Origin of the sequence: Phenylobacterium sp. (genome assembly GCF_030651185.1) — a bacterium.
In the GTDB taxonomy this organism is placed as follows: domain Bacteria; phylum Pseudomonadota; class Alphaproteobacteria; order Caulobacterales; family Caulobacteraceae; genus Phenylobacterium.
This window is the reverse complement of the sequence record NZ_JAUSCJ010000021.1, coordinates 22,994-44,919: the sequence shown is the minus strand read 5'-3', so window position 1 is coordinate 44,919 and position 21,926 is coordinate 22,994. Positions and strand designations below refer to the sequence as shown.

20 protein-coding genes are annotated in these 21,926 nt (G+C 68.9%); 6 read left to right on the top strand and 14 right to left on the bottom strand.

From position 1 onward, the window contains the following. Positions 1-36: 36 nt before the first annotated feature. On the top strand, positions 37-684 hold the full coding sequence (locus Q7J39_RS08835) for a YceI family protein (RefSeq protein WP_304823044.1): 648 nt from the start codon (positions 37-39) through the stop codon (positions 682-684). Positions 685-1,411: 727 nt separating this feature from the next. On the opposite strand, the gene Q7J39_RS08830 is transcribed toward Q7J39_RS08835, so the two are convergent. From Q7J39_RS08830 to Q7J39_RS08790, 9 genes are all read right to left on the bottom strand, one after another. Then, the gene (locus Q7J39_RS08830; protein WP_304823041.1) at positions 1,412-2,827 is read right to left on the bottom strand and encodes a serine hydrolase; all 1,416 of its coding nucleotides are present in this window, start codon (positions 2,825-2,827) and stop codon (positions 1,412-1,414) included. A gap of 173 nt (positions 2,828-3,000) precedes the next feature. Beyond that, positions 3,001-3,435, bottom strand: coding sequence for an ester cyclase (locus Q7J39_RS08825; protein WP_304823038.1), 435 nt, complete (start codon positions 3,433-3,435; stop codon positions 3,001-3,003). Next, on the bottom strand, positions 3,432-3,656 hold the full coding sequence (locus tag Q7J39_RS08820) for a hypothetical protein (RefSeq protein ID WP_304823037.1): 225 nt from the start codon (positions 3,654-3,656) through the stop codon (positions 3,432-3,434). The genes Q7J39_RS08825 and Q7J39_RS08820 overlap by 4 nt, the downstream gene beginning before the upstream one ends. Positions 3,657-3,665: 9 nt before the next feature. Further along, on the bottom strand, positions 3,666-3,905 hold the full coding sequence (locus Q7J39_RS08815) for a hypothetical protein (RefSeq protein ID WP_304823034.1): 240 nt from the start codon (positions 3,903-3,905) through the stop codon (positions 3,666-3,668). Then, the gene (ppdK, locus tag Q7J39_RS08810) at positions 3,902-6,598 is read right to left on the bottom strand and encodes a pyruvate, phosphate dikinase (protein WP_304823032.1); all 2,697 of its coding nucleotides are present in this window, start codon (positions 6,596-6,598) and stop codon (positions 3,902-3,904) included. Before ppdK ends, Q7J39_RS08815 begins: the two co-directional genes overlap by 4 nt. Positions 6,599-6,610: 12 nt before the next feature. Continuing rightward, entirely contained in the window at positions 6,611-8,887 is a 2,277-nt protein-coding gene (gene glyS / locus Q7J39_RS08805) for a glycine--tRNA ligase subunit beta (RefSeq protein ID WP_304823030.1), read from the bottom strand. A 4-nt stretch (positions 8,888-8,891) separates the two neighbouring features. Further along, positions 8,892-9,821 carry a glycine--tRNA ligase subunit alpha gene (locus Q7J39_RS08800; RefSeq protein WP_304823027.1) on the bottom strand — a complete coding sequence of 310 codons (930 nt, stop codon included), beginning with the start codon at positions 9,819-9,821 and terminating at the stop codon, positions 8,892-8,894. A gap of 82 nt (positions 9,822-9,903) precedes the next feature. Next, entirely contained in the window at positions 9,904-10,257 is a 354-nt protein-coding gene (locus Q7J39_RS08795; protein WP_304823024.1) for a hypothetical protein, read from the bottom strand. A gap of 64 nt (positions 10,258-10,321) precedes the next feature. After that, positions 10,322-10,978, bottom strand: coding sequence for a fasciclin domain-containing protein (locus Q7J39_RS08790; protein ID WP_304823021.1), 657 nt, complete (start codon positions 10,976-10,978; stop codon positions 10,322-10,324). A 393-nt stretch (positions 10,979-11,371) separates the two neighbouring features. Here Q7J39_RS08790 and Q7J39_RS08785 point away from each other — a divergent pair, with 393 nt between their 5' ends. After that, positions 11,372-11,710 (top strand): P-II family nitrogen regulator, encoded by a 339-nt coding sequence (locus Q7J39_RS08785; RefSeq protein ID WP_215339866.1) that lies wholly within the window; start codon positions 11,372-11,374, stop codon positions 11,708-11,710. Positions 11,711-11,747: 37 nt separating this feature from the next. Then, on the top strand, positions 11,748-13,190 hold the full coding sequence (locus Q7J39_RS08780; RefSeq protein WP_304823018.1) for an ammonium transporter: 1,443 nt from the start codon (positions 11,748-11,750) through the stop codon (positions 13,188-13,190). A gap of 60 nt (positions 13,191-13,250) precedes the next feature. Here the strand turns inward: Q7J39_RS08780 and Q7J39_RS08775 are convergent, their stop codons facing one another. The 4 genes from Q7J39_RS08775 to Q7J39_RS08760 all read right to left on the bottom strand — a co-directional run bounded on the left by Q7J39_RS08775 (position 13,251) and on the right by Q7J39_RS08760 (position 18,070). Then, positions 13,251-13,748, bottom strand: coding sequence for a GNAT family N-acetyltransferase (locus Q7J39_RS08775; RefSeq protein WP_304823015.1), 498 nt, complete (start codon positions 13,746-13,748; stop codon positions 13,251-13,253). A 4-nt stretch (positions 13,749-13,752) separates the two neighbouring features. Next, the gene (locus Q7J39_RS08770) at positions 13,753-14,634 is read right to left on the bottom strand and encodes a 4-(cytidine 5'-diphospho)-2-C-methyl-D-erythritol kinase (protein ID WP_304823011.1); all 882 of its coding nucleotides are present in this window, start codon (positions 14,632-14,634) and stop codon (positions 13,753-13,755) included. A 4-nt stretch (positions 14,635-14,638) separates the two neighbouring features. After that, a complete protein-coding gene (locus Q7J39_RS08765) occupies positions 14,639-16,330 on the bottom strand; it encodes a tetratricopeptide repeat protein (protein WP_304823008.1) in 1,692 nt (563 codons plus the stop codon). Between the two features lie 66 nt (positions 16,331-16,396). Beyond that, a complete protein-coding gene (locus tag Q7J39_RS08760; protein WP_304823005.1) occupies positions 16,397-18,070 on the bottom strand; it encodes an electron transfer flavoprotein-ubiquinone oxidoreductase in 1,674 nt (557 codons plus the stop codon). A gap of 143 nt (positions 18,071-18,213) precedes the next feature. Between Q7J39_RS08760 and Q7J39_RS08755 the strand changes: the two genes are divergently transcribed. The 3 genes from Q7J39_RS08755 to Q7J39_RS08745 all read left to right on the top strand — a co-directional run bounded on the left by Q7J39_RS08755 (position 18,214) and on the right by Q7J39_RS08745 (position 21,520). Continuing rightward, a complete protein-coding gene (locus tag Q7J39_RS08755) occupies positions 18,214-19,029 on the top strand; it encodes a uracil-DNA glycosylase family protein (RefSeq protein ID WP_304823002.1) in 816 nt (271 codons plus the stop codon). Between the two features lie 118 nt (positions 19,030-19,147). Further along, positions 19,148-20,836, top strand: a complete 1,689-nt coding sequence (locus Q7J39_RS08750; RefSeq protein WP_304822999.1) for a lytic transglycosylase domain-containing protein — start codon at positions 19,148-19,150, stop codon at positions 20,834-20,836. Positions 20,837-20,917: 81 nt separating this feature from the next. Further along, entirely contained in the window at positions 20,918-21,520 is a 603-nt protein-coding gene (locus Q7J39_RS08745) for a hypothetical protein (protein WP_304822996.1), read from the top strand. A 49-nt stretch (positions 21,521-21,569) separates the two neighbouring features. On the opposite strand, the gene Q7J39_RS08740 is transcribed toward Q7J39_RS08745, so the two are convergent. After that, a complete protein-coding gene (locus Q7J39_RS08740) occupies positions 21,570-21,899 on the bottom strand; it encodes a hypothetical protein (RefSeq protein WP_304823129.1) in 330 nt (109 codons plus the stop codon). Positions 21,900-21,926 lie beyond the last annotated feature (27 nt).

Genomic DNA, 21,926 nt, shown 5'->3' with positions numbered 1-21,926 from the left:
TTGAGGCAGGACCACCGGAAACAAGGGTGATTGGGTATGACCAAGCTGATGAAGACGTTGCTGGCCGCGGGCGCGAGCCTGGCCCTGTCACAGGCCTTCGCAGGCCAGGCCCAGGCCGCCGGCGGCGCCTGCCCGCCCGGCGTTCCCGCCGGCATCTTCTGCGGCGAACCGGACGCCAGCCTGGCGACCGCCGGGACCTACAAGCTGGACGAGCAGCACGCCTCGGTGATCGCCCGGGTGCCGCACATGGGCTATTCGATCAGCATCTTCCGCTTCGACAAGGTCGCCGGGACCCTGACCTGGGACCCGGCCTCGCCGGCCAAGTCGTCGGTGACCGCCAAGGTGGAGACCGGCTTCGTCAGCACCAATGTGGCGGGCTTCGGCCAGGCCATTTCCGACAAGTACCTGGGCGCCAAGGCCAATCCGGCGGCGACCTTCGTCTCCACCGCCTTCCGCAAGACCGACGCCGCCCACGGCCAGGTCGACGGCGACCTCACCCTGATGGGCAAGACCCGGCCGGTGACCTTCGACGTCGTGCTGGTGGGCGCCGGCAAGGGCTTCGGCAAACCGCGCATCGGCATGACCGCCACCACCAGGATCAAGCCCGGCGACTTCGGCATGCCGCCGGTGTTCGCCGACCCCATCGAGCTGGTGATCGACGCCGAGTTCGAGCAGCAGCCGTAGGGGCGGGCGCCCGTCGAGAGAGCGGGAGCCCCCACTGGGCGAGGGTCTGGATGTTGGGCTGGGGGTTAAGGGCGGCTAGCGACCGAGGCGGGCCTTTGGGCGCTTCCCGCATGCGACATACGGGAGACCAGCTCATCCACACTTGGGTCTGACTGCGGATTCACCGGCGCCTCCCGGTCGAGCCAGCGGTCCCCCTGGAGGATGCTGTACAGCTGAGCCACGTCTGCATACGTGAGCTTAAGGTGGGCTCGGAGCCGGGTGGCGCCCGTCACCTCGGAAAGGCCATTGAGCGTAACGCGCCTAAGCGCTTGGATCAGCGCCTTTCCGGCCTCTGTTTCGATCCAGGCCGCAGCAGGCGGCGTGCGATCATGTTCCCAGCCATACTTGGCAATACGCGATCCGGCGTACGAGGCCCCAACAGCCGCAATACATAGCGCGGGCAAGATCACCCATTCCTGAGCGCCGCGGGGCAAATGAAGAAGGGTAACCACCAAGGAAGCGATGAGCGCTAGGAGGCACCAAGGGGACATGGCCGCATAGACCACGTTTAGTCGCTTTGCGGGTGATGCAGCCTGCGCCTTCGCTTTGAGATCGCGATTGTAGGCCGCGAGAAGTGATCTCATTTCGCCCCGCTCCTCCCAAGCGCGTTCAAGCTCGCACGACCTAAGTCACCTTTCCACCTTAAGTCGACGATGAGGATGTCCGCTCTCCGCACCCGCCCGCCGGCCTAGGCCCGCGCCGACAGGAAGGCGTCCTGAACGGCCCGTTCGACGGCCGGCGAGGCGATCGCCACGCGTCCGTCGTTGGCCGCGGCCGCCGCGGCGACGCCTTGGTCGGGGTGGAAGGCGGCCATGGCGTACCACAGGGTGTTGGATCCGTTGTGCCAGAGCAGGCCGTTCGGCTGCACCATCCACCCCATGGCGTAGTCGCCGCCGAAGGGCGGGGTGTGCAGGGTCTTCCAGGTTTCGGGGGTCAGCAGCGGCGCCTGGTCCCGGTGCGCCGCCAGATAGGCCACCAGGTCCGGCAGGCTCATGTGCACGCGGCCCGCCGGGCCCAGGGCGGCCGGATTGTCCGAGGCCGGCCCGGAGGCGGGAAAGGCGCGCAAGGCCCCGTCGGGTCCCGCCGCGTGGCCCGAGGGTTGGGTGGCGCTGGCACGGTCAGGCGCGCCGAAGCCGGCCGAGGATAGCTTCAACGGCGCAAACAGCCGCTCGCCGATCACAGCCTCCCAGGTCTTGCCGAGCCGCCGCTCGACAATCGCGCCCAGCACCACATAGCCGTTGTTGGCGTATTCGTAGGTCGCGCCGGAGGGGCCGCGCGGCGGCATGGCCAGGGCAAGGCGGGCATAGGCGAGGCGTTCCTCGCGGGGGTCGGCAATCTCGCGCGAGAACCGCAGGAGCTGTTCCATGGGAATATTGCCCGGCAGGCCCGAGCGATGGCTGGCGAGGTGTCGCAGGGTGACCGCGCGGTAGTCCGGCCGCATCTCCGGCGCCGCCTCGCCCAGCAGGGCGCCGACCGTGTCGTCCCAGCTCAGCTCGCCGGCCTCGACCAGCCGGCCGATCAGGGTCGCGGTCATCGATTTGGTGATCGAGCCGAGGTGCCAGCGGTCCTGCAGCCCGACCTTGTCGGCGCCGCCCACCCGGCGCAGACCGGTCGCCCAGGCCAGGGTCTGTCCGCCCCGGCGCTGGGCGGCGGCGGCCAGAGCCGGCGACCCCGAGGCCTGGCGAAGCTGCTCCAGCAGCGCGGGCGTGAGGGGGGCCGGGGCCGGCAGCGGCGGCCGCTCATCCTTCGGCAACCCGGCCTCACCGCGCAGCAGCGCCAGGGGCAGGTCCGAGCCCCCTTGCCGCCACTGGCCCTCGATCCGGTCGGCCGCCACAAGCTTGCCGGTGAAGCGGCCGCCGACGGCCGGAATCTCCACCTCGATCCTGTCGGCCGGGGCCGAGACCGCCTTGCCGGCGATCGCGCCCGAGCCCTGGTCGAGGCTGAACAGGGTCGCCGCGCCATCGGGGGCCAGCACGAGCCGCAGGCGCAGCCGCGCCTGCCCCGCCACCAGCACACCGGTCCAGGTCCCGCTGACGCGTCCCGGCTGCGCCGACGCCCCGCGGGCCGCCGCCGCCAGGCCCAGGGCCGCGAGGCCGGTCGTCACAGGTCGCCGCGTGGTCATGGCCGGGAGCAAACCGGCGGGAGGGTCCAGGGTCAAGACTTGTCGGCCCCGCCCGGCCTCGCGGTCAGGCCCTTGGCGATCCGCCGCCGGGGCCGCGGCTGGCCGCCACGGCCGCAAGATCGTCAGCGCCACTATGGGCGAAAGGCGCAGGCCGCTCAGCCGACGCCGAGCTGAGCCCAGATGGCGGTGGGATCGAAGTAGGGCCGCTCGGCGACGATCTTGTCGCTGTCCTTGGCGAACTCGAAGGCCGCCGCCATGCGGATGCGGAAGGGCTTTCCGGTCGCCGGATAGGTCGTGTCGCGGATGCGCAGCGGCCCCAGATGGGTGCCCATCAGCCAGAACTCCACGAACACCGTGTCGGCGTCCTGGTGCAGGGCGATGACCTCGTTGGACTGGTCGGGGAACGGGGTGCGGGAGCGGCGGAAATACTCCATCACCGCGGCGTCGCCCTCCATGACGGCGCCCTGGCCGTAGAGTTCGTAGCGGGGTGTCACGAAGGTCCGCAGCACCGCCTCGAAGTCGAGCTCGGTCTCCAGCCGCATGTGGTCGCGGACGGTCTTCTCCCGCGCGGCGCGCAGGTCGGCGCTCAACGTCCTTGGACCGGGCGCTTGACGGTGATGCTGGCGGGCATCTTGGAGGCCACCTCCAGGCGCCGCACCTCGGCCACGGCCGTGGCGATCTTGGCCTCGCCCTCGGCTTGATCGGCGGCGATGTTGCATCCCACCAGGGCGTTATCCCGGAAGATCGCCACCAGCAGGGGCAGGCCCTCGGAGGGGGGCGGATAGAGGACGCCGTGGATACGGGGCGGCATGGGCAGCTCCTACTTGGGCGACTTGTCGTCGAGGATCGTCAGGTGGCGGACCGTCAGGTTCTCGATCTCGAGATGCTTGACCCGGCCGCGGCCAACGGCCAGCCGGCTTACCGCCAGGCGACCGATGGAAAGCGCGCCGAGCGCCAGGAAACCCACGGCCAGGGCGCCCAGGGCGCCGGCCCCCACCGCGCCGGCCGGCAGGGCCTTGGGCGCGATCGTGGCGACGGGGGTCTTGGTCTCTTCGGTCACCGGTCCTTCTCCCGCTCGCCGATGGCGGCCTGGGCCGCGGCCAGGCGGGCGATCGGCACCCGGAAGGGCGAGCAGCTCACATAGTCGAGGCCGGCCTTCTCGCAGAATTCGATGGAGGCCGGGTCGCCGCCGTGCTCGCCGCAGATGCCGAGCTTGATGTCGGGACGGGTCTTGCGGCCGCGCTCGACGGCGATGTTGATCAGGTCGCCGACGCCTTCCTGGTCGAGGCTGACGAAGGGGTCCTTTTCGAAGATGCCCTTGTCGATATAGGCGCCCAGGAACCGGCCGCTGTCGTCACGGCTGATGCCGAAGGTGGTCTGGGTCAGGTCGTTGGTGCCGAAGGAGAAGAACTCGGCGTACTCGGCGAGGTCGTCGGCCCGGATCGCCGCGCGCGGCAGTTCGATCATGGTGCCCACCCGGTAGTCGATGGTCACACCCTTCTCTTCCATCACCAGCTTGGCGATGCGGTCGGTGAGCTCGCGGAGGAACTTCATCTCCAGGCCCTTGGCGACCAGGGGATGCATGATCTCCGGGATCGGCGCGGCCTTGCCCGAGGCGACCACCTCGATGGCGGCCTCCAGGATGGCGCGGACCTGCATCTCGTAGATCTCGGGATAGGCCACGCCCAGGCGGCAGCCACGGTGGCCCAGCATGGGGTTCACCTCGTGCAGCTCCTTGGCGCGGGCCAGCAGCTTGGCGGCGTCCAGGCCGGTGGCCTTGGAGACCGCTTCCACGTCTTCCGCCGTGTGGGGCAGGAACTCGTGCAGGGGCGGGTCCAGCAGGCGGAAGGTGACCGGCAGGCCCTCCATGATGGAGAACAGCTGCACGAAATCCTCGCGCTGCATGACCAGCATCTTGGCCAGCGCCTGTTCGCGTCCGGCCCGGTCGTCGGCCAGGATCATCTCGCGCACCGCAGCGATGCGCACGGCGTCGAAGAACATGTGCTCCGAGCGCACCAGGCCGATGCCCTCGGCGCCGAACTGGCGGGCGGCGGCGGCGTCGGTGGCGGTCTCGGCGTTGGCCCGGACCTTCAGGCGGCGGATGGCGTCGGCCCAGACCATCAGGGCGGCGAAGTCCCCCGTCAGTTCCGGTTCGATCATCTGCACGGCGCCGGCCAGCACCTCGCCCTTGGAGCCGTCGATGGTGATGATGTCACCGGCCTTGAAGGTGCGGTTGCGGGCCCGGAAGGTCTGGGCCGCGTCGTCGATATAGAGTTCGCTGGCGCCGGAGACGCAGGGACGTCCCATGCCGCGCGCCACCACCGCGGCGTGGCTGGTCATGCCGCCGCGGGCGGTCAGGATCGCCTTGGCCGCGTGCATGCCGTGGATATCCTCCGGGGAGGTCTCCTCGCGGACCAGGATCACGTCCTGGCCGGCGGCGGCCATCTTCTCGGCCTCGTCGGCGTCGAACACCACCTTGCCGGTGGCCGCGCCGGGCGAGGCGGGCAGGCCAGAGGTGATGATGTCGCGCGGGCTCGCCGGGTCGATGGTGGGGTGCAGCAGCTGGTCGAGCGAACCAGGCTCGATGCGCATCACCGCCTCTTCCTTGGTGATCAGGCCCTCATTGGCGAGATCCACCGCGACCTTCAGCGCCGCCTTGGCGGTGCGCTTGCCGTTGCGGGTCTGGAGCATGTAGAGGCGCCCCTTCTCCACGGTGAACTCGATGTCCTGCATGTCGCGATAGTGGGTTTCCAGCTTCTCGACGACGGACTTGAATTCCTTGAAGACCTCCGGCAGCGCCTCTTCCATGGACGGCGACTTCTCGCCCATCTCCTCGCGGGCGGCCCGGGTCAGGGCCTGGGGCGTGCGGATGCCGGCCACCACGTCCTCGCCCTGGGCGTTGATCAGGAACTCGCCGTAAAGGCGGGCCTCGCCGGTCGAGGGATTGCGGGTGAAGGCCACGCCGGTGGCGCTGCTGTCGCCCATATTGCCGAACACCATCGACTGGACGTTGACGGCGGTCCCCCAGCTTTCGGGGATGTCGTGCATGCGGCGATAGAACTTGGCCCGGTCGTTCATCCAGCTGGCGAACACCGCGCTGATGGCGCCCCAGAGCTGGGCCTGCGGGTCCTGCGGGAAGGGATGACCCAGTTCGCGCTCGACGGCGGCCTTGTAGGCGGTGACGACCTTTTCCCAGTCCTCGGCGGACAGCGCGGTGTCGACGGTGACGTCGAGACGCTCCTTCTGCTCGTCGAGGATGTCCTCGAACATGTGGTGGTCCAGGTCGAGGACCACGGCCGAGTACATCTGGATGAAGCGGCGATAGCTATCGAAGGCGAAGCGGCGGTCACCGGCCAGCTTGGCCAGGCCTTCCACCGTCTGGTCGTTGAGGCCGAGGTTGAGGACCGTGTCCATCATGCCCGGCATGGAGGCCCGCGCGCCGGAGCGCACCGAGACCAGCAGCGGGTTGGCGGCGTCGCCGAACACCTTGCCGGTGATGGCCTCGACCTTGGCCAGGCCGGCGATGACCTGTTCCTTCAGGCCCTCGGGATAGGTCTTGTCGTTGGAATAGTAGTGGACGCAGGCCTCGGTGGTGATCGTGAAGCCGGGGGGCACGGGCAGGCCCAGGGAGGACATCTCGGCGAGATTGGCCCCCTTCCCGCCCAGCAGGTTCTTCATGGACGCGTCGCCGTCGGCGCCGCCTCCGCCGAAGGAATAGACCCAGCGCGACTTCGTCAGCGTATCGGTCGGCATCCTTGAGGTCTCCTAACCCGTCACCAAAGAGAAGTCCGCGACGCGACCCATCGCATCCCGGACCTGCGCCAAAAGCCGTAGGCGGTTCTCGCGTTCCGCCGCGACCTCAGAGTTCACCAGCACCTTCTCGAAGAAGGCGTCCACGGGCGCGCGCAGTCCCGACAGGGCACGCATGGCGCCCGCGAAATCTTCGTTGTGCAATGCACGCGCGACCGCGGGTTCCGCAAGGGAAATTGCCGTGATGAGGCCTGCTTCTTCCGCGGTGGCGCCGGCCATGGCGACCGCCGGCCCGGCGGGCAAGGGCCCCTTCTTTTCCTCCGCCTGGAGGAGTTGCCGGGCGCGCTTCTCGCCGGCCAGCAGGTTCTTGCCGTCCTCGGTCGTCAGGAAGCCGTCCAGGGCCTCGACCCGGGCGACGATCCGCACCAGGTCGTCGTCGCCTAGGGCGAAGACCGCGTCCACCAGGTCGTGGCGCTTGCCCTGGTCGCGCAACACCACCTTCAGGCGGTCGGCGAAGAAGGCCATGACCTCGTCGGCCACCACGGAATAGGGGCGGAATTCGTAGAGCACCTCGCCCTCGGGGGCGTCGCCGGCCGCGGCCGAGCGGTCGAAGCGGATGTCGAAATCCTCCTCGGTCGCCACGACATAGGGCTTACCTTCCAGCAGCGCGGCCTCGAACTCCTCGACATAGGTCTCGAACACCTCCGAGGGGCTGCGCGACAGCGGACCGAGATAGCCGGTGGTCCGCTTGGTCGAGACATAGAGCGCCCGGCCGGGATCGACGAAGCAGCGCAGGGACCTGTACCAGTCGGCCACCAGCTCGCGCACCGGGGCGCGGGCTTCGGACCCCAACAGGATGCGGATCACGCCGAGCGCCGCGCGGCGCAGAGCGTAGGGGTCGCGCGATCCCGTAGGCTTCTCGTTGATGGCGAAGAAGGCGGTCAGGGTGTCGAGCTTTTCGGCCAGGGCCACGGCCATGGTGACGGGCGTGTCAGGCGCCTCGTCATTGGCGCCGACCGGGCGGTAGTGGTCGCGGATCGCGTCGGCCACCACGCCGCTGATCTTTTCCTCACGGGCGTAGTAGCCGCCCATCAGGCCCTGCAGCTCGGGGAACTCGCCCACCATGCCCGTGCCGAGATCGGCCTTGGCCAGGCGCGCGGCCAGCACGGCCTTGGACACGTCGGCGCCGACCCGGGGCGCGATGGCCTTGGAGAGGATTTCCAGCCGCTCGACGCGCTCGTAGAGGCTGCCCAGCTTGGCGTGGAAGGTCACGCCCTTCAGCTTCTCCAGGCGGCTTTCCAGGGTGATCTTGCGGTCTTCGTCCCAGAAGAAGCGGGCGTCGGAGAGGCGGGCCGAGAGCACCTTGGCGTTGCCGGCGGCGATCACCGCGCCCCCGTCGGCGGCCTCGATATTGGCCACGGTCAGGAAGTGGGGCGCCAGCTTGCCGGTGGCCGGGTCGCGGACCGCGAAATACTTCTGGTGGGTGCGCATGGAGGTGCGGATCACCTCCGGCGGCAGGTCCAGGAACGCCGGGTCCATGTCGCCCAGCACCGGGGTCGGCCATTCGGCCAGGCCCGCCACCTCGTCCAGCAGGCCCTCGTCGTCCACCAGATCGAGATTGCGCGCGAAGCAGAGGGTCTTGGCGCCTTCCAGGATGCGGTCCTTCCGCTCCTCGGGATCCAGGATCACGAAGTGCTTGGCCAGCTTCTGAGCATACTCGTCGAAATCGCGGACCTTGAACGGCTGGCCCGAGCCCATGAACCGGTGGCCCTCGGTGACATTGCCCGCCTCGATGCCATCGACGCTGAACGGGACAACCTCGCCGTCGAAGACGCAGACGATGCGCTTCAGCGGTCGCACCCAGCGCAGGGTCCCACGGCCCCAGGTCATGGACTTGGGCCAGGGGAAGTCGCGAACGATCTTCTCGACCATCTCGGCGATGATCTCCGGCGTCGGGCGCCCCTGGCGGTGGATGTGGGCGAACCAGACGCCGTCCTTCTCCACCAGTTGCTCGCGGGTCAGGCCGGTGGAGCGCAGGAAGCCGTCCATCGCTTGGTCGGGAGAGCCGACGCGCGGGCCTTTGCGGTCTTCGTGCCGGTCGCCCTGGGTAGCCGGCAGCCCCTCGGCCACCAGGGTCAGGCGGCGCGGACCGCCGAAAGCTTTCACGGCCTCCGGGATCAGAGCCTCGCCCGCCAGATGCTCGCGGGCCAGGCGTTCAAAATCCCGCGCGGCCTGGGCCTGCATGCGCGCCGGAATCTCTTCGGAGAATAGTTCGATCAGAAGCTGGGGCATGGTCCTACTTCGCAACCTGCTCGGCGTTGGGGAGGCCATCGCCGCCCTCGTTCTTCACCCAGGCCAGGGCGCACATCTTGGTCAGGTCGCGGATGCGGCCGATGTAGCTCTGGCGTTCGGCCACGGCGATGGCGCCGCGGGCGTCCATCAGGTTGAACAGGTGGCTGGCCTTCAGCACGTGGTCATAGGCCGGCAGGACGATGGCCTGGCCCTGCGGTCCGGTCATGGCCAGCAGGCGCGGGACCTGGATCTCCATGTCCTCGAACTGGCGCTTCAGGGTCTCCACGTCATAGCCGTGGAAGTTGGCCTCCGAGTGTTGGCGCTCGTTCTCCAGGAACACCTCGCCATAGGTCTTGGGCTCGGGGCCGTCGGGATCGTTGAAGGCGAGATCGGTGAAGTGGTCGACGCCCTGGATGTACATGGCCAGGCGTTCCAGGCCGTAGGTCAGCTCGCCGGCCACCGGGAACACGTCCAGGCCGCCGACCTGCTGCATATAGGTGTACTGGCTGACTTCCATGCCGTCGCACCAGACCTCCCAGCCCAGGCCCCAGGCCCCGACCGTGGGGTTTTCCCAGTCGTCCTCGACGAAGCGGATGTCGTGCAGGCGAGTGTTGAGGCCGATGGCCTCCAGGCTGCCAAGATACAGCTCCTGCAGGTTGTCGGGGTTCGGCTTCAGGATCACCTGGTACTGATAGTAGTGCTGCAGGCGGTTGGGGTTCTCGCCATAGCGGCCATCGCCAGGCCGCCGCGAGGGCTGCACATAGGCGGCCCGCCAGGACTTGGGACCCAGCGCGCGCAGGACCGTGGCCGGGTGCAGGGTGCCTGCGCCGACCTCAATGTCATGCGGCTGCAGAATCACGCAGCCCTGACGGCTCCAATAGTCGTGCAATTTCAGGATAAGGCCCTGAAATGAAAGCGGCTTGTCGGCGGGCATGTGTGCTGTTTCGCAGGCGCAAAAAAAGTCGGCGGACCATAGGGCCCGCCGACCTTTGCTTCAACCCATGTAGGGGCTGTCTTTAGTTGCCCTTGGGGGCGGTGCGGTTGCCCGCATTGGACAGCGGCTTATAGAGCGCGCGGTTCTCAGGGGTGTCGGCCACCGGCCCGTTGGTGACCGTCGTCGTGGTCATGGTGGCCGAAGTGTCGGCGGTGGCGCCGGTGCTGGCCATCGGCGTCGTGACGCTGGTGGAGGACGTCCCGTCGACCGAGGTTTCGGTGGTGGTCGTGCTGTCCGTCGTCGGCATGGGATCGCCGGCCGGTGTGGTCATGGGAGGCACGGTGGCGTCCGCCGGCTGGGTCATGGTCTGGGCCTGGGCGGCTCCGGCCATCAGCGCGGTGGCGGCGGCGGCGGCGAGAAGGGTCTTGAGGGTCATGGTGGTTGCTCCTGGTGGTTCCTGAAGGAATCCCGGCGGCCTGCGGCCGCCGAGGCAGCCCCGACTAGTTGGTTTTCGGCAGCACCTGAGTGGCCGGAAGGGTGGTTGGCTCCTTGACGGACGCCGCAGGCGCGGTGGCCGAGGCGGGCACGGCGGTATTGGCCGCCGCCATGGCGCCCGGCGGCAGCAGCACCTTGTCCACCACGTGGATGATGCCGTTGGTGGACATCACGTCGGCCTGGACGATGTCGGCGTCATTGACCTTCAGCGTGGCCCCGCCGGCCAGTTCGACGGACGGACCGGCGACGGTGGCGGCCTTGCGGGTGGCGCCCTTGAACTCGCTCGACGGCACCTTGGCGTTGATCACGTGATAGATCAGGACCTTCTGAAGCTGGGCCTTGTTTTCCGGCAGCATCAGCTTGTCGAGCTCGCCGGCCGGCAGGGCCGCGAAGGCCGCGTCCGTCGGGGCGAACACCGTCAGGTTCTTGTTGTCCTTGAGCAGGGTGGTGAGGTTGGTCGCCTCGGCCGCCTTCAGGAAGGTTTTGAACTGGCCCGAGGCCTTGGCGGTGGCGACGATGTCGCCGGCGGCCACGACCTTGGCGGTCGCCTTGGCCTTGGATTCGGCCGCGACGGGGTCAGCGGCAGGCTTGGCGGCGGTCTGAGCATGGGCCGCGCCGGCGATCAGCGCAACGGCGGCGGTCGTGGTCAGAATACGGTTCAAATGCATCTTGTCCTCGTGACGGGGTAAATGGGCGCCCCCCAAAATCCGAGCCCGGAGAGAAGCTCGGCCTGTCGCGCTCAACAGCGCACGCCGCCGCGACTGGTTGCGAAGATCACGGGTTCGTGAATGGCCGCCGGGCTGACGCCAAGGCCCCAGCTTCACCAGACGTCTGCGCATTGTGGAGGCGCATTCTGCGTAACATTTGAACATCCCTTGGGCGATATGCCCGCAAATCGGGCGCCCAAGGTCTTTTCCTTGATCAGAAGTTACCGGGCGTCCGCCCTGGACGGCGTGTCTCGGTAGCGTCGCCTTGCCGTCGAGGGGGCTGAACTCGCGACGGGTCGGGAATTCACCACGGGCGTGCCGATCTTTGGGGCTGCGCAGGAGCGAGCGATGAAACTGATCATGGCGATCGTCAAACCCTTCAAGCTGGACGATGTGCGCGAAGCGCTCGTCGCCGCCGGCGTCGAGGGGCTGACGGTCTCGGAAGTTAAGGGCTACGGCCGGCAGAAGGGGCAGACGGAGATCTACCGGGGCGCTGAGTACCAGGTGAACTTCGTTCCCAAGGTGAAGCTGGAGGCGGTTGTCGACGACAGCGCCGCCGCCAAGGCCGTGGAGGCCGTCAAGGCCGCCGCCGCCACCGGCAAGATCGGCGACGGGAAGATCTTCGTCCTCAATGTCGAGGACGCGGTTCGCATTCGGACCGGCGAGTCCGGCACTGCGGCGCTTTAGAGCGCAGCGCGAACTCATCGGGACAAGGGGATAGCACATGAAAACATTCGGATTTAAGCGGCTGGCGGGCCTGATGGCCGCCGCCACCCTGGTCGGGGCGCCCTTGGCGTTCCCGGCCTTCGCACAGGACGTCGCACCGCCCGCCGCCGAGGCCGCCGCGCCCGCGCCCGCGCCGGAAGAGGCGGCTCCCGCCGCAACGGAAGAGGCGGCTCCGGCCACCGCGGAAGCCGCGGCGCCGGCGCTGATGGCCCACCAGGTCAAGCTCGAACTCGACGGTTCCGGCACGGCCTGGATCCTGACCTCCACGGCCCTGGTTCTGATGATGACCATTCCCGGCCTGGCGCTGTTCTACGGCGGCATGGTCCGCCGCAAGAACGTCATCGCCACGGTGGCGCAATCCTTCGCCGTCACCTGCGTGGTGACGATCGTCTGGATGGCCATCACCTACGGCATGGCCTTCGGCGTGAACCCGGATGAGACCCTGAACAAGTACGTCGGCTCCTTCGACGTCCTGTTCCTCAGCGGCGTCACCACCGAAACGGCCTTCTCGGCCGCCAAGGGCCTGCCGGAGATGCTGTGGATCGTCTATCAGATGACCTTCGCCATCATCACGCCCGCCCTCATCGCCGGCGCCTTCGCCGAACGCATGAAGTTCTCGGCCCTCCTGCTCTTCACGACCCTGTGGGCGGTCTTCGTCTACGCGCCCATCTGTCACTGGGTCTGGGGCGGCGGCTGGCTCTCGGGCGCGGGCGTCCTCGACTTCGCCGGCGGCACCGTCGTTCACATCAATGCGGGCGTCGCCGGCCTGATGTGCGCCCTGGTTCTCGGCAAGCGCAAGGGCTACGGCGCGGAAAACATGGCGCCTTCCAACCTGGTCTACACCATGATCGGCGCCAGCCTGCTGTGGGTGGGCTGGTTCGGCTTCAACGCCGGTTCGGAATGGGCCGCCGACGGCATCGCCTCCGCCGCCATGCTGAACACCCAGATCGCCGCGGCCGCCGCGGCCCTGTCCTGGATGATCGTGGAGTGGGTAGAGCGCAAGAAGCCCGGCATGCTGGGCCTGGCCTCCGGTGCGGTGGCGGGTCTCGTCGCCATCACCCCGGCCGCCGGTTTCGTGAACCCGCAAGGCGCTCTGATCATCGGCATCATCGGTGGCGGCGCGGCCTATGTGGGCGCGGTCTGGCTCAAGCGCCTGCTGAAGTATGACGACAGCCTCGACGCCTTCGGCGTGCACGGGATCGCCGGCATCGTCGGCGCCCTGCTCACCGGCGCCCTGGCCGACCCGGCCATCAACAGCCTCGGTGAAGGCGCCACCGTGGCCAAGCAGATGCTGGGCATCGGCGCGACCATCGCCTGGTCGGGCGTGGTCACCCTGATCATCCTGTTCGTGGTCAAGTTCACCACCGGCCTGCGCGTCTCGGAAGAGGGCGAAGTCGAGGGTCTGGACCTCTCGCTGCACGGCGAAGCCCTGCACGAATAGTCCACGTCAAACCAAAGCGTTGGGAACGGGGGTCCTTCGGGGCCCCCGTTTTCGTTTGGGCTAACCCCAGTCCGTCCGGGCGATGGCGTACTCCACCTCGCCCTGCTCCGCGCCCGGCAGGGGATCGTCCCACGCCAGGTGGAAGGTGCGGATGTAACCCAGCCCCGCCTTCTCCATCACCCGCCGCGACCCCGTGTTCACCGCCATGGTCTCAGCCCAGATGCGGCTGAGCCCCAGTTGGCGAAAGCCCAGGTCAACCAGGGCGCGGGCCGCCTCGCTGGCATAGCCCCGGCCCCAGGCCGCGCGGACCAGCCGATAGCCCAGCTCCGCCTCATCGCCCTCAACCCGCAGCGACGCCCAGCCGAGAAAGGTCTCGCCCTCGAACAGCAGCCAGGTGCGGCGCGCGAGCAGGTCGGGCAGGCTGTGGGTCTCGACAACCTCGCGGGTCTCCCCTGCCCCGGTGATGAAGGCCATCACCTCGGGATCGCCGTGCAGAGCGACCAGATGTTCGAGATCGTCCGGCGCCAGGGGCCGCAGGCGCAGCCGTTCGGTCTGCATGACCTCAGCCCCAGGGACCGCCAAGGCGGCAGCGCTGGACCCACCAGTCGGGCTTCATGGCCATGATCCGTTCCGCCAGGGTCTCGGCCTCCACCTCGCTCTGGCACAGCGCGAAGCAGGTGGCGCCGGAGCCGGACATGCGGGCGATCAGGGCCTCAGGCTCGTCGGCCAGGGTGGCCAGGACATCGCCGATGGCCGGGGCCAGGGCGACGGCGGGCGCCTCCAGGTCGTTGCGGGTGGTGGCCAGCCAACCGGCCAGTTCCTCGACGCTCTCGAAGGCGTCGGGCATGGGCGGCGGCGCGATATCTCCGAAGGTCAGGGCGGCGTCGAGGGCGGCGTAGACGGCGGGCGTCGAGACCGAGACGCCCGGATTGACCAGCACCGCCTCCAGGATCGGCAGGCCCGGGGCCGGCGACAGCCGCTCTCCCCGCCCCTGCGCCACCACCGGGCGGCCCCAGAGGCAGGCCGCGCCATCGGAGCCGAGGCCGGCGGCGACGGCCTCTAGTTCGGCGTCCTCCAGCCGGGGGTTCATGGCCTCGCGCATCAGCCGCAGGGCCGCGCCGGCGTCGCTGGACCCGCCGCCGAGACCCGCCGCCACCGGCAGGCGTTTTTCCAGGGTGAAGGCGCTGAGCGCCTGCGGGCCCCGGGCCTTGGCCAGCAGGGCGCGGGCGGCGCGCAGGACCAGGTTGTCGCCCTCGGCCGCCAGTTGATGGGCGAAGGGACCGCGCACCTTCACGGCCAGGGCGTCGCCGTCGTGCAGGGTCACCCGGTCGCCGGCGTCGGCGAAGACCATCAGGCTGCAGAGCGGGTGATAGCCGTCGGCGCCCGGCGCGCCGACGTGCAGGAAGAGGTTGATCTTGGCGGGCGCCAGGGTGTCGCCGGCCATCGCGCTACTGTCCGGCGACGCGGGGGCTCGCGGCCGGTCCCGTCGGACCCAGGCCCGAGGCCAGCTTGGTGGTCACCTCGGCCTTCATCTTGGCGTCGGGGTCGAGGGTGAGAACCCGCTTCCACTGGAACTCCGCCTCGTCGCGGCGGCCGATGCGCCAGTAGGCGTCCCCCAGGTGATTGTTGATGTCCGGATCGCCGGCCTCAAGCTCGATGGCTTCCTCAAGCTTCTCGACGGCCTTCTTGTAGTCCCCGAGCCGGAAATAGGCCCAGCCGAGGCTATCGATCATGGCCCCGGACTTGGGATTGGAGGCCACGGCCCGTTGCACCATGGCCAGGGCCTCCGGCAGGTGCTCGCCGCGGTCGATCCAGGAATAGCCGAGATAGTTCAGCATCTCGCTGTCGTCGGGGCGGATCTTCAGGGCCGCGCGCAAGTCGGCCTCGCCATCGGCCCAGCGGCCGGCGCGGTCGTTGGCCACGCCGCGGGCATAGAGCAGCCGCCAGTCGCCGGGCCGGGCGGCGATCACCTCGGTGAGGATCTGGGACGACTCGGCGAACTGTTCGTTGACCCGCAGCATGTCGGCCAGGGTCACCTTGGCGTCGAGATCGCCGGAGGCGGCGGCCTCGCGCGCCATCTTCAGGGCCGTCTCGCTATCCTTGGCGTTCTGGAAGCTCCAGGCCAGCTTGGAGCGGGCCGCGGCATATTCGGGCGAACCGGGCTTGGGCCTGGCGTAGGACGCCCGAGCGGAGTCGATGTCGCCGGCGGCCTCCATCAGATTGCCCACCATCAGCCAGGCCTCGTTGCGGTTGGGGTCCAACCGCAGGGCCAGGCGCAGGTAGGCCAGGCCGATCTGATCCTGCTTGGCCGACAGCATGGTGGCGGCGGGCGCCATCAGGGCCTGGGCCGCGCCCTGGCGCAGGGTCGGCGCGGGCGGGGCCGACTTGCCGGCCGCGGCGCGGGCCTTGGCCGCCAGCAGGATGGAGTTGGAAGGCTCTTCGGCAAGGCCCTTGTCATAGACGGCCACGGCGTCCAGCCGCTTGCCGCGCCGCTCCAGGAAGCCGCCATAGGCCAGCAGCACCATGTCCCCGGGACTGTCGCCGCCGGTGAGCGCCTTGAAGTCGGTCTCGGCCTCGTCGTAGCGCTTGGCGCGCTCATAGAGGAAGGCCTGACCCAGCAGGCCGAAATACTCCACGACCTTGTCGTTGCGCAGTTCAGGACGAACCACCGCGCCCTCGGCGTCGCCGGCCATGGCCGAGGCCCAGGGGCCCAGCAGCGCCGCGGCGCCCTTGTGCGGGAAGCCAATGAGCTCGGGCTTCAGCAGCAACCTGGCGGCCTTGCCCTGGTTGCTGGACATCGCCTCGACGGCCTGGACCACGCGGCCCATCCGCTTGGCGGCTTCCGAGGCGCCGTCACCGGAGGGCGCGAGCGCGGCGGCCTTGGTGATGTCGCCGGCCAGGACCGCGGCGGTGAAGGCCCGCTCGGCGATCAGGTCATCTTCCGCGCCGCCGGCCTGGGCCTGTTCAAAATAGGCGACCGCCTGGGCGCCTCGACCATCGTTCAGCGCGCCCTGGCCGGCCAGGAACAGGCCGTAGGACGAGCCGCCCAGGTCATCGAGACTGGCGAGATCGTCCCCTGGCGCAGTGGCGCAGGCGGCCAGGAGGACGAGCGGGGCGACGCAGACGACCAGTTTACGCATGGGGTCGAACCTCAACGCTTTCCGCCCGCGCCGCAAGCTTGGCCGGCCCGCGCGCGCCGATTTGCCCTACATATTCGGGTAGTTCGGCCCGTCTCCGCCCTGCGGCGTGGTCCAGTTGATGTTCTGCGACGGGTCCTTGATGTCGCAGGTTTTGCAGTGGACGCAGTTCTGGAAGTTGATCTGGAACTTCGGGTTCTGGCCCTGCTCGTCGTACAGCACCTCGTAGACGCCCGCCGGACAGTAGAGGCGCGCGGGCTCGCCGAACCGGGGCAGGTTCACCTCGATCGGGACGCTCGGGTCCTTCAGCTTCAGGTGGGCCGGCTGGTTCTCGTCGTGGTTGGTGGCCGACAGGAAGACGCTGGAGAGCTTGTCGAAGCTGAACTCGTTATCCGGCTTGGGATAGACGATCGGCTTGTAGTCCGTGGCCAGGCCGGTGGAGGCCGCGTCGGACTTGCCGTGCTTGAGCGTGCCCCACGGGGACCAGCCACCCAGGAGCGTGGCGATCATGGCGTCGGCGCCGCCCAGGACCAGGCCCGGAATGGTGCCGAACCTCGACCACAGCGGCTTGAAGTTGCGGACGTTCCACAGCTCCTTGTGGATCGAGGATTTCTTGTAGGCCGCTTCGTAGCTCTCCAGGGCGTCGCTCGAACGGCCCTGCGCGATGGCGGCGAAGGCGGCCTCGGCGGCCAGCATGCCGCTCTTCACCGCGTTGTGGCTGCCCTTGATGCGCGGGACATTGACCATGCCGGCCGAGCAGCCCAGCAGGACGCCGCCCGGGAAGTAGAGCTGCGGCAGGGATTGCGAACCGCCCTCGGTGATGGCCCGCGCGCCGTACGAGATGCGCTTGCCGCCTTCGAGATAGCCGCGGATCGTCGGGTGGGTCTTGAAGCGCTGGAACTCGTCGAAGGGCGAGAGCCAGGGATTCTTGTAGTTGAGGTGCAGCACGAAGCCGATGGCCACGTAGTTGTCCCCGAAGTGGTACATGAAGGACCCGCCGCCGGTGGCGTTGTCCAGCGGCCAGCCGAAGGTGTGCTGGGTCAGGCCGGGCTCGAACTGTTCGTCCGGCACCTGCCAGAGTTCCTTGATGCCGATGCCGAACTTCTGCGGCTCGCGGCCCTCGGTCAGGCCGAACTTGGCCTGCAGCTGCTTGGCCAGCGAACCGCGGACGCCCTCGCCGATGAAGGTGTACTTGGCGTGAAGTTCGATGCCGGGCTGATAGTCGGGGCCGGGCTGGCCATCCTTGCCGATGCCGAACACCCCGGCGACGACGCCCTTCACCGAGCCGTCCTCGTTATAGACCACCTCGGAGGCGGCCATGCCGGGATAGATCTCGACGCCCAGGCTCTCGGCGTGCTGGCCCATCCAGCGGCAGACGTTGCCCAGGGAGGCGATGTAGTTGCCGTGGTTCAGCATCCACTTGGGGAAGGGCAGGAAGCTGATATCCAGCTCGCCCTGCGGACCCAGCATCACGAACTTGTCGCGGGTGACCTGGGTCTCCAGAGGAACCCCAAGCTCCTTCCAATTCGGCAGAAGTTCGTTGATGCCGCTGGGATCGATGACCGCGCCCGACAGGATGTGGGCGCCGACCTCGGAGCCCTTTTCCAGCACGGCGACGGTGATTTCGGTCCCTGCGGCCTCGGCCAGTTGCTTCAGGCGGATCGCGGCCGAGAGGCCCGAGGGGCCGGCGCCGACGATCACCACGTCGTACTCCATGGCCTCGCGTTCGATGACGTCGCTCATGATCCCCTCAACTCCTCTGGGCCGCGCGTCAGGGGTTCCCCTCCCCTTACGCCGCGCAGCGTTGATCCGTTCGCCGACTTATCGGAAGCTTGCCGGTCGCCGGTCAAGGGTGAACTCCGTCGCAACAACGATTACAAGGACGCATGAACCCCGCCTCGCGTGACATCGCCGCCGAAAGCCTGCTCGCCTTCTGGGCCGAGGCGGGTGTCGACGCCATGCTGCTGGACGAGCCGTTCGATCGCATCGAGGCGGGCAAGATCGCGCCGATCCGCCTGCCGGAGAAGCCGGTGGCGGCCCCGATCGCGGCCAGGGCGGCCCCTGCCGCGGGTCCCGATGTGTCCGCCGCCGTCGCCGAGGCCAAGCGCCTGGCCGCCGGCGCCCCTGACCTGGAGGCCCTGAAGGCCGCCATCGAGGCCTTTGACGGCTGCCCGCTGAAGTTCGAGGGCGCCGCGCGCCAGTCGGTCTTCTATCGCGGCTCGGTCACCGCCCCGCTGATGGTGATTGGTGAAGGCCCGGGCCAGGAAGAGGATATCCAGGGACAGCCCTTCGTCGGCCGGGCGGGCCAGCTTCTGGACAGGATGCTCGCCGCCGCGGGCCTGACCGATCAGGTCTTCATCACCAACTCGGTGTTCTGGCGTCCGCCCGGCAACCGCAATCCGTCCCCGGGCGAGCAGATGGTCTGCGCGCCCTTCCTGGAGCGGGCGATCGAGCTGCTGAAGCCCCGCATGCTGCTGCTGGTGGGCGGCCCCGCGTCAAAGGCCATGCTGAAGCGCGAGGAAGGCATCCTGTCCCTGCGGGGGCGATGGTTCGAATGGAAGTCGGCGGACGGCGCCATCGAGCTGCCGGCCATGCCCACCCTGCACCCGGCCTTCCTCCTGCGGCAGCCCGGGGCCAAGAAGAAGGCGTGGAGTGACCTGCTGACGCTCACCGAACGCCTCAATCGTCCGGAACGTCCTTAACCGGACTCCTGCGGCGCGAACGCACTTTCTCTTCATCAATAAGGGTTCTAAACGTCTCCGGTCATTGAGAAGTAGGGTCACGCCAGACCAGCGACGACGCGGCGGTGTGAAGGTGGGCATGACGCAGACCAAGCGCGTGCGGATCGCGGCCCTGGCCCTGATCTGCGCCACGATCGCAGGAAAGGCGCTGGCCGGCAGCCCGCAGGTCCTGACGCCCGCCGACGCTCAGAGCTATGCCCGGGCCTTCGAATCCGTGGATCGCGGCGACTTCATCGACGCCACGATGCAGACCATCGAGATCAGCGACCCCTCGCTCTCGGGCTACATCACCTATCGGGGCCTGATGCACCCGACGGCGCACAAGTCGAACTTCGACGAGCTGTCGGGCTGGCTGTCGCGCTATGCTGACCTGCCGGTCGCCGAGCGCATCTACACCCTGGCCAGCAAGCGCAAGACGCCGGACATGGCGCCGCCGACCGTGCCCGGCCTGATCGGGACCGACTGGAACAAGGTCGCGCTGGTGGCGCCGGGCTCCGGCGGTCCCTTCGATCTAGACAACGCCCGTCTGGCCCGCGAGGCCTTCTATTCCGGCGACTCCCGGCGGGCGTTGGACCTGGCCAAGGCGGTGGGCGAGCGCTGGATCGCCGGCATGGCCGCCTACCGCCTGCGCCACTACGACCAGGCCGAGACCCATCTGTCACAGGTGGCGCAGGACACCGAGGAAGACATCTGGGTCCGGGCCGGCGCGGCATACTGGGCCGCTCGCGCCGCTGAGGCCGGCGGCAACAGCGACCGGGCGGCCACCTATCTGCGTCAGGCGGCCGGTTCGCCACAGACCTTCTACGGCATGATCGCCGAGCGCCAGGTGGCGCTTGGCAATCTTGGCCCCGCCATCCCGCTCTCGATGGCCCAGCCCTACCAGCCCCGCGCGCGGAGCGTGATCAAGGCTTCCTACGGCGGCCCCACCGCCGACGTGACCAAGATGATGCGCGACGACGTCCGCGCTCATCGCGCGGCTGCGCTGGCCCAGATCGGCCGCGTGCCGGAGGCCGGCCAGGAACTGCGCGCCGGCCTGGCGCTCGCCCGCACCCCCGCCGAGCGTGAGCGCTGGATGAAGCTGTCCGCCGTCATCAACGAAGGCCTAGCCCAGGACATGGCCGCCGCCGGTCCCGCCCGGCGCCGCGGCGAGCCGGACTATCCCACCCCGAACCTGAACCCCCGCGAGGGCTTCAAGGTCAGCAAGGCCCTGGTCTACGCCATCGTGCGCCAGGAAAGCCGCTTCAACCCGGGCGTCGTTTCGCCGGCCGGCGCGGTGGGCCTGATGCAGCTGATGCCCGACGCCGCGGCCCACGCCACCGGCGACAAGCGTCTGCGCGACGACATGAGCCCGCTGTTCGATCCTGGCTTCAATCTGAAGGTCGGCCAGGACTATCTCGGCTGGCTGATGGGCGAAGGGGTCGGCTACGACATCCTGCGCACGGTGGCGGCCTATAATGGCGGCCCCGGCACCCTGCAGAAGACCGCCACCATGCTGGGGGACGATGACGAGAGCCTGATGGTCATCGAGTGCATGCCCGCGGTCGAGACCCGCAACTACGTCGAACGCGTCATGGCCGCCTACTGGACCTACCAGAAGAAGTTCGGCCAGGAGTCACGCACCCTCGACGCCCTGGCCACCGGCCAGAGATACATCGACGCCCGCTGGGACGCGCACCTGCCCGCGGCCAGGGTCGTGGTGGCCGAGGATGAGGACGCCAAGGCTGCGTCCAAGGACGACAAGAAGGCCCGGCGCGGCAAGCGCGGCTAAGGCCTCGCTTCGCCCTCAATCTGCGACTAGCTGTGTGCGACCGGCCTGACGCGACAGGCCACGACGCATGCGGAGACCCCCTTGAGCGACGCCCCCCGCAAGAAACGCCTGCCCCTGCGTTGGCTGAGCCTGGCCGAGATCGTTGGCGTGGTGGCCGTTGTGGTGGCCGTGCTCGGCTATTGGGATTCCCATCGCGAGCGCACCCAGGAGGCCCGCGAGAAGGCCCTGGCCGCCCGCGAGCGCCAAGTGGAACAGCGCGCCGACGCGCTGAAGCAGACCTTCCTGATGACCGGTTCGGTGGAGAGTTCGGGCGAGCGGATTCGCCTGACTTCCCTGCGTCCCGAACAGGTGATCCAGACCCAGACGATCTGGTTTCCCCAGGCCATCCGCGGCGACAAGGTCGAGACGACCGGCAATCCGCGGCTCGAGGCCGGCTGGATCGACGAGGGCCTGCGCAAGGCCGCCGCCAAGACCAGGAGCGGTCGCGCGCCGGTTGGTGTGCTGACGGTGTTCTTCGAGGACGGCCAGACCAAGACCGACCGCGCGGTCTACTGGGTCGGCTACAGCCTGCATTCCCGCACCCTCCGGGGCGACAGGCTGGAGCTTGAGGGCCTGTCCCTGGCCCGTCGCGGGGTGGCGGGGGACCTGCAGGCGGCCGCCGACACCCTGTGGGCCGCCCGCTGAGCCTCGGCCCTCCGACGGCCCGTCCCGGGCGTCGCGGATGGCGGGCGGGCTAGTTCCAGCCGAACCAGAGCCCGCGGCCGGCGAGCATCAGGAACCCCATCAGCACCAGGGGTCCGAAGAAGCGGAAGGTGTGACGCGTAAGTTTCTCGGGCAGGAAGGTGTCGAAGAGCGGCCCCTCGCCGGCCCCGTACTTCACCGCCAGCGCCGTCAGCGGACACTTGAAGCCCCCGGCCGCGAAGATGACGCTTTCCACGCCGATCAGCCCCGCCGCCCACCACAGCCAGGGGCCGTGGGCGCCGGTGAAGGCGCCATAGACCAGCACCAAGGCCGAGATCGACATGACCAGGTAGATGGCGGTGTGGACCGCCCTCACCAACATTAGGCCCCGGGCGTCCGTCACGGTGCG